Consider the following 7768-nt stretch of genomic DNA (forward strand, 5'->3'; position numbering starts at 1 on the left):
TAAACAATTTCCGACTATAAAATACCTAATTTTGAAGACCTTTTGTTGGAGCGTGATTGTCTACAAGATGAACTAGAAACAATCAAACTAGACGCATATCGTCTGAAACGAGAAACTAAAGGAATTAATCAAGAAGAAGCTCAAGCAATATGGCAAACAGTAGGAGAAGCAGAGCAAATTACCAGACAGAAAAAAGAACAAATTGAGAGATTAAATAAGGAAATAGAAGATTTAAAAAAAGACGAAGAAAAACAACGCAGAGAAATAGAAAAATTAGCCACTCAAGATAAACAAACAGAAACTTTAGCAAAGCAACTAACACTAGCAAGAAGTCTTTATGAAGCCACAGATGAACTAATACAATGGCGCACAGAAGAAAGAAAACAAACCATCGAAGATAAAACCTCTAAAATTCATCGCCAAGTCACTAATAAACCAGAAGAATATCAAGGTATAAAAATTCAGCCAGACTATACTTTAGGAGTCAAAAATGCAGTAGGTCAAATTATCGACCCAGAAACCTTAAGTGCAGGAGAAAAAGAAGCTTTAGCCTTCACTTTTATCACAGGATTAAATTTAGCATCTGGTACAGCAGCACCTTTAATTATGGATACTCCTTTTGGTCATCTAGACACCAAACATCAGAAAAACTTAATTAAATCATTACCAGAAATTCCATCCCAGGTAATAGTTTTAGCAACAGACCGAGATTTTCCCTCGCATCTTTTAAATATTGTGGAACCTCACATTGCAGGTACTCTCAATATTCGCCGTCTTGGGGCAACAAAGGATGCTTCCGTAGTAGAGGAAGAAAAATGAAACGTATCGACCCCAACGCAACTATTCGCCCCACACCAGAAGCGAGAGGTTATTTGGACGCCCTCAAAAGTCAGGCCGTTTTCGGACGCATGATAGATGCTTATGTCTTTGCAGCAGCTTACGCCATCAAACAAAATGCTGATATCTCCCAAGTTACTCTCACAGGTCGCCAGGATATGGCAATTATGAAAATTGTTGATGATGAGGTACGTCTGGCACTAGAAGCAGGAGTTTATGCCATAACTAAACGCAACGGTCAACCCCAACCTAGTGAAAGTCGGGAAGTTCTGGAAATTATCACAAAATATGCAGAAGTGGGACTGAATTTGTTAAAAGTACGATGGGAAAGAAAGACTGGTACTCAAATTCAAGACGACATTCGCAGAATTATTACTGGCAAAACAGAATAAATGTCCACTTGACGAAGTCAGAAGTCAGAAGTCAGAAGCGAGTGTGTAATTCTGAGGTCCCCTCAGAATGTAAGACACACTTCATTTCAGTCAGAAGTTAACCCACCCCTAACCCCGACCGTGGAGGGGAAGTAGGGGATTTGAGCAACTCTCCAAAAACCCGATCGCCTTAAAAAGCGGGGTTTTAGACCCATATTATTTTGATTAGGACTTACGCAGATACCCTATATATAGTACTCATAACTATTGTCCAATAGTTACTGGACTCTATACACAGTGTCTTTGCGTAAGTCCTGTTGATAAAGCAATGTGCGCTGGTATATTTACAAAATTCAGGAGGTGTCCAATAGCTAAAAGTCTTATATGATCAGCAATTTATTCCCCTCCTGGGAGGGGGAGGGGCGAGGGGTGGGTTGCCTATTGCCAGATGAGCTGTTACCTGTGCACAGCGCTATAAAGCAATACAATAATTAATCAATAATATTACTCAGAATGTAAACCGTGAAAATATTCATCTACCACACTCCCGAAGAAACCCCCACCGAAAATATGCCAGACTGCGCGATCGCGGTTGATGTCCTCAGAGCAACAACAACAATGGCCACAGCATTAAATGCAGGTGCAGAAGCAGTACAAGTATTTAGCGATGTTCAAGAATTAATGGCAGTCAGCGAGCAATGGCCTGCTGACAAACGCATTCGTGTAGGAGAAAGAGGAGGCAAAAAAGTAGAAGGTTGTGATGAAGGCAACTCACCCCTCAACTTTACTTCAGAAGTTGTCAAAGATAAACGTTTATTTATGACTACTACTAATGGCACTCGTTGTCTTCAGCGGATTCAAAATGCTAAAGTTGTCCTAGCAGCAGCACTTGTCAATCGTCGCTCTGTAGTTGAATATCTCAAAACCAACAAACCAGAAACTATTTGGATCTTGGGTTCTGGGTGGGAAGGTAGTTATTCATTGGAAGATACAGTCTGTGCAGGAGCGATCGCTCACACCCTAATTACAGAAACTAATTCTCTCCCAGATGAAACTGTAGGAAATGATGAAGTATTTGGCGCAGTATCCCTCTATCTTCAGTGGGAGCAAAAATTATATGAACTATTAAATTATGCCAGTCACGGCAAACGTCTCCAACGCTTAGAATGTTATGAAGACCTCAAATATTGCTCTCAAACTGACACCTTAGATATTTTGCCTATGCAGAAAGAACCAGGAGTTTTAATTAGAGCATAATTGAAGAAGGAGTCAGGAGTCAGGAGTCAAGAGACAGGAGGTAAGAGGGTAGATGTGCGGAGAAATGATACAAAAAACACTCCTTACTTCAGATTTTCGGTCAAAATTGATGCGCGAAAAGACTTGACTACCATAATTATATAGGTCTCAAATGGGTTCTATAGAACCCATTTATAGCAACTTCCAGGTTGGTGTTTGACAATTAGTGCGAGCATCTTGCTCGGGTCATACAGCGGTTTTCATTTAGGTAGACCACAGTAGGGACGTTCCATGGAACGTCCCTACAAGGTTTGATGTGTGAAGATGTGGTTCATCAATTTGAAAAGCGCTGTAAATCATCATAATTACTCGATGTCCTAACTATATTGGCGACTGCTATAGTATCTTTGTAGGCGGTATGTGCTTTTGGCATCAGCAGTCAGTCCTCAGTCCTCAGTCCTCAGTCCTCAAGAAATTCAGAAATAGGATAGGGGAAAAAGGTAAAAAAATGCTCCACTCTCCCCCACTCCGCTACTCCCCTACTCCCCATTTTTTCCCAGCAATAATGAACCTGGCATCGCTTTTTTGATCCAGTCTGTAATTAGAATTTGTTCCCGATCGCATGATTCAATTACCTGACCATTTAAGTTACGAAATACTATTTCTTCTGGAATCTCTATTTCTTCCCCAGTAGGTACTATTATTTTCTCAACTTGAGAAACAGCAAAAGGTCGCAAAGAATGAAACACAACATAATTTCCACTCTCTCCTGCTAAAACCTCCGCTAAACCAACTTCTTGTCGATACTGAATTAACTTATGCTTAGACTTCATCCGAGAAAATATAGAAGTAGTACGGTTGGCATTAAAAAAAGGCGATCGCGTTGGTCTTGGCCAATTTTTGCGCAAAGAAATGGGGTCAGTTAAAATCTGACTACAAATTTGCTCAATATCTACTGCCACATCAGCATCTTTCCCCAAATGTCGCAAGTCCAAACAGACAGTATGTAAACCAGCTTCCTGTAAGCGATCGAGTTTATCCAGAATAAACTGGTCTTTATCCAAAAACATAAACGTACCATGTACCGTTTCCAAAGTAGGGAAAGATCGGTTATTGCTATCTTCCGATGACACTGTAGTTTGCAGGCGTACTTTTTCCTTAGACTCAGAGTCTAATAAATGTGGAGATAGTAGGGAACGTGGCGAATAAAACAACAAAATTTGCCCCACTCCCAAAACTTCGCAACCGATAGGAAGAGTTTGGCAATATTCAATTAGTTTTTGTTCTGGCAGTTCAATGGATAGTATTAAACGTTCCAAGGAGTCAGAAAAAATCTCGCACCAACCCCTTAATGCTTCCAAGTTGTGATTACCTGTTTCCACAACAAATTGTAGCGCTATAGTTGGATAATGAGTTTTCAACCACCAGGCAGCACCTGGATCGCAAACCCGAACTGCCTCAAACTTGCTCAAATCCCACTGAGTCAGTTGTTCGCAAATCCTATTCATAACTTGTTCTGGCATCAGAATATCCCACACCAACACCGGACGCAAACCAAATTCTACTGCTGTTGATGCTAACAACAGTAATTCTTCTTGTGAGAGTTTTCCTTGTCTAGCAAGTAAGGTAGGTTCTAATAAAACCTCTTGTAACTTAGGGGAGTTGGCACACCGTTTTAAATCATTGATAGATGAAACAAAAGTGTTAAATTGCATTTTTTTTTAGGAGATAGAAATGATTAGTTGTTGTTTTCTATATCCTAATTTAATTTGATGAGAAACAGGATATTTTTTGACATCTTAATTTATTTGTCAATTAATCCTTTTATTTCCAGATAATCAATAATTAAATAAGTTGTTGTTTTGTTTGGATCGTAAAGTTCATCGAATGGTTCTTTAACACCTTTTTGACTTTGATATTGTGCTAATTGTCTTGTAGTTTCTCTACAGTTATTATTAGGAGATCTGTTTTTTTCTAGTTGACCAATAACTTTTAAAAGCTCTTGAATAGTTTTACAGTATTCTTTTCTGGTCTCTATTTCCTTTGTTTGAATGCTAGGAATTTCGTATGTATACATTGGGTCAAATGTTCTATCCGGAAGAAGGCTTCTAGCATAATCATCTATTTTAGCTATTTTACCAAAAAAGCTTTTATCTATTTTTACACAATCTGCAAGTTGAGCTTCCAAAGTAATAATTTTTTTCTTTTTACTATCAATTGTTTTGTTTAGTTCTTGAATCTTTCTATCTTTTGCCTCCAGCTCAGATGTTTGGTCTTGGCATTTCTTGACGTCAGCCAAATCATTGTTTTTCTCTGTTAAATTCTTTATTTCATTCTTTAAGTCCTGAATTATATGATCGGGAAAAATAATTTCCGGCCTCCCAAATGCTAATACTGCCGGACATAATCCTTCTATTAAAACTGCAATAAATAAAGGACCGAGAAATTTATCCTTTACTTTAATTTTTTCTGTAATTCCTCCCAAAGCAATTAAACCAGAAATCACAAACAAAAATAGAAATGAGGCAAACAGAGCGATTACCATCACTTTTTGATATTCTGGTTGTTCTTTTTGTTTTCGATCTTCTGGTGGATTATTTTCTTGTGTTTGAGCTATCAAGTAAGTTTTCTTTTGTCCGGGAAATGAAATAGGTAAAGTTGATTGTTGATTTTGATAATTGATGATTTCAACTTGATTATAGTGGTGTTTGTTTCTGAAGTTGTCTTTCTGAATAATTATGGGCGGGCAATCAGAAGCGACCATCAAAAAAGTTGAAATTAATAAATAAATTGATTTCATTTTATTGACGGGAAATTGCTAACTTTTACTTCCATGGTAATTTGTATAACATCTTGATGAGAAGTGGTAAGTAATAATTATTCATAATTACCCAGAAAACATTTTTATATGGCCACTAATATAAAATAGTCAATCTATGAGCTTAGTTAGTCAGTTCTATCCATACATTTAACCTCTGTGCATTTATACCTTGTTGTCTTTTGAAACGATGAAAATATCGACATTAGTTATTTGGAAAAATTTACCTTTTTATAAGTGAATTTTGTCTTCAATGATTGAATTTTAACTGAAAGATTTAAGTCAGAGCGCTCCTTTTGCACAGGCACTTTACTAACGCTCCGACTGGCGATCGCTCAATGGAAAGTCAATGGAGGTACTCCAACACCCAGAAAGCTTACCAACTTTGAAAAACTTCTCGTTGCCAAAGGTACTCCGTCATTGATTTATTTGAGCTATCCATAATAACGATCGCCTGTAATTGTGACTTATTATTTCCTTCTTTTATGCCCAAATTCCATACCTGAATCTTGACGTTTTCAAAAAAAAATCATTACTTATTTAGCTTTCTAATCATTTTCATCACTTCCTGATAATCCTCATTTTTTCCTTGTTGTTGATAAAAAACGGCCGCTTTTTCAAAGTCATCTATTGCCTCTTGATATTTTTTGGTAAAGTAACGAAGTATACCACGATTATAATAAGTTTTAGCATCTTTTGGTTCCAGCTTAATTGCTTCTGTATAATCATCTATTGCCTGCTGATAATCCGCTATTTCATAATTAGAAATGCCTCGATTATTATAAGCATCTGCATAATCCGGATTAATCTTAATTGCCTCAGTAAAATCAGCGATCGCCCCATAAAAATCCTTCATTTCATAAAGACAAATACCTCGATTATTATAGGCATCAGCATCTTTGGGATGAGATTTGATCACTGTAGTAAAATCAGCGATCGCCTCCTGATAATTTCCCATGACAGAGTGAAGACTTCCTCGGTTGTGGCAAGCGTTAGGATCGCTAGGATCGATTTTAATCGCAGTAGTAAAATCAGCAAGTGCCTTCTGATAATCTTCTAAATGTGAATAAGCAACACCTCTTTCATTATAACAGGTATAAATTTGATAGGGATCGAGATTAAATGTGAGTGCTTCAGTAAAATCAGCGATCGCCTCCTGATAATTTCCTATTTGAGACTGTGTTTTACCTCTCTGGTAGTAAATATCGGCTGGATTAAGTCGAAGTGCTTCAGTTAAATTAGCGATGGTTTCTTGAGGATCTTTTTCTTGAGGCAGAATTTGTTTTTGCTTGTAGCGAGCATCACTCTTTGGCGCAAGAGGCCAAACATTCTTCAAAACTGGTTCTGGAGATGTTTCCATCTCATTATCTGATGTCTGTGATAAAGTCTCCTCTACTGATACACCTCTCTGTAAATAACTATTTAATTTTTGCTCAAGGGAATTATAAGTTTTAGCATATTTTGGTTCCAGTTTAATTGCTTCTGTATAATCATCTATTCCCTGCTGATAATCTCCTATTTGATAATTAGAAATGCCTCGATTAATATAAGCATCTGCATAATTCTGATTAATCTTAATTGCCTCAGTAAAATCAGAAATCGCTCCATTAAAATCCTTCATTTCATAAAGACAAATACCTCGATTATTATAGGCATCAGCATCTTTGGAATGAGATTTGATAACTGTAGTAAAATCAGCGATCGCCTCCTGATAATTTCCCATGACAGAGTGAAGATTTCCTCGGTTGTGACAAGCGTTAGGATCCCTAGGATCGATTTTAATCGCAACAGTAAAATCAGCAAGTGCCTTCTGATAATCTTTTAAATATGAATAGGCAACACCTCTTTCATTATAACAGGTATAAGTTTGATCTGGATCGAGATTCAATGTGAGTGCTTCAGTCAGATCAGCGATCGCCTCCTGATAATTTCCTATTTGAGAATGTATTTTACCTCGCTGGCAGTAAATATCGGCTTCATTTTGCTTAAGTTGAAGTGCTTCAGTTAAATTAGCGATGGTTTCTTGAGGATCTTTTTCTTGAGATATAATTTGTTTTTGCTTGTAGCGAGCATCACTATCTTTAAAATTAGAAACATCATTTTTTGATGTCAAGGGCAAAACATCCTTCAAAATTGCTTCTTGAGATTTCTCCTTTTCCACATCAGTCTGTGGTGTTGGCACCGTTGTTTCCTCCACAGATGCTTCTGGAGCTAACTCAGTCTGTGGTGTTGGCACCGTTGTTTCCTCCACAGATGCTTCTGGAGCTAACTCAGTCTGTGGTGTTGGCACCGTTGTTTCATCCACAGATGCTTCTGGAACTTTGTTCATCTCCGCATCATTTTTTTGTCTCTGTTGTAAAGCATTATCTACTGATGTATCTCTCCGTAAATAACGATTTAACAAACTTTTCACAACGGAGTTTGAATTATCGGAGATGTCTGATGTTTCTGGAGATTTCTCTATTTCTGTCTGTGGAGGAGAGTACTGCAAAAATACCACAGACAA

The 7768-nt window shown here is 37.5% G+C and carries 7 protein-coding genes; 4 read left to right on the plus strand and 3 right to left on the minus strand.

Translation table 11 applies throughout. The features are described from left to right. Positions 1-45 precede the first annotated feature (45 nt). From F6K13_RS09520 to F6K13_RS09535, 4 genes are all read left to right on the plus strand, one after another. Entirely contained in the window at positions 46-819 is a 774-nt protein-coding gene (locus tag F6K13_RS09520; RefSeq protein WP_287287281.1) for a hypothetical protein, read from the plus strand. Then, positions 816-1229 carry a hypothetical protein gene (locus tag F6K13_RS09525; RefSeq protein ID WP_124143423.1) on the plus strand — a complete coding sequence of 138 codons (414 nt, stop codon included), beginning with the start codon at positions 816-818 and terminating at the stop codon, positions 1227-1229. The genes F6K13_RS09520 and F6K13_RS09525 overlap by 4 nt, the downstream gene beginning before the upstream one ends. Before the next feature lie 501 nt (positions 1230-1730). Further along, the gene (locus F6K13_RS09530) at positions 1731-2465 is read left to right on the plus strand and encodes a 2-phosphosulfolactate phosphatase family protein (RefSeq protein ID WP_124143422.1); all 735 of its coding nucleotides are present in this window, start codon (positions 1731-1733) and stop codon (positions 2463-2465) included. Further along, positions 2466-2609, plus strand: a complete 144-nt coding sequence (locus F6K13_RS09535; protein ID WP_205127853.1) for a hypothetical protein — start codon at positions 2466-2468, stop codon at positions 2607-2609. A gap of 374 nt (positions 2610-2983) precedes the next feature. On the opposite strand, the gene F6K13_RS09540 is transcribed toward F6K13_RS09535, so the two are convergent. From F6K13_RS09540 to F6K13_RS09550, 3 genes are all read right to left on the minus strand, one after another. Continuing rightward, on the minus strand, positions 2984-4159 hold the full coding sequence (locus F6K13_RS09540; protein WP_124155659.1) for a U32 family peptidase: 1176 nt from the start codon (positions 4157-4159) through the stop codon (positions 2984-2986). A gap of 89 nt (positions 4160-4248) precedes the next feature. After that, positions 4249-5244, minus strand: coding sequence for a hypothetical protein (locus tag F6K13_RS09545; RefSeq protein ID WP_153183520.1), 996 nt, complete (start codon positions 5242-5244; stop codon positions 4249-4251). A gap of 550 nt (positions 5245-5794) precedes the next feature. Beyond that, on the minus strand, positions 5795-7768 hold a 1974-nt coding region (locus F6K13_RS09550; protein ID WP_287287285.1), incomplete at its 5' end, for a tetratricopeptide repeat protein.

The organism is Okeania sp. SIO2B9, from assembly GCF_010672505.1.
Classification (GTDB): domain Bacteria; phylum Cyanobacteriota; class Cyanobacteriia; order Cyanobacteriales; family Microcoleaceae; genus Okeania; species Okeania hirsuta.

Bases quoted from the DNA above. Each gene is read 5' to 3' on its own strand.
- F6K13_RS09525 (WP_124143423.1), top strand. From the start codon at position 816: ATGAAACGTATCGACCCCAACGCAACTATTCGCCCCACACCAGAAGCG.
- F6K13_RS09540 (WP_124155659.1), bottom strand. From the start codon at position 4,159: ATGCAATTTAACACTTTTGTTTCATCTATCAATGATTTAAAACGGTGT.
- F6K13_RS09545 (WP_153183520.1), bottom strand. From the start codon at position 5,244: ATGAAATCAATTTATTTATTAATTTCAACTTTTTTGATGGTCGCTTCT.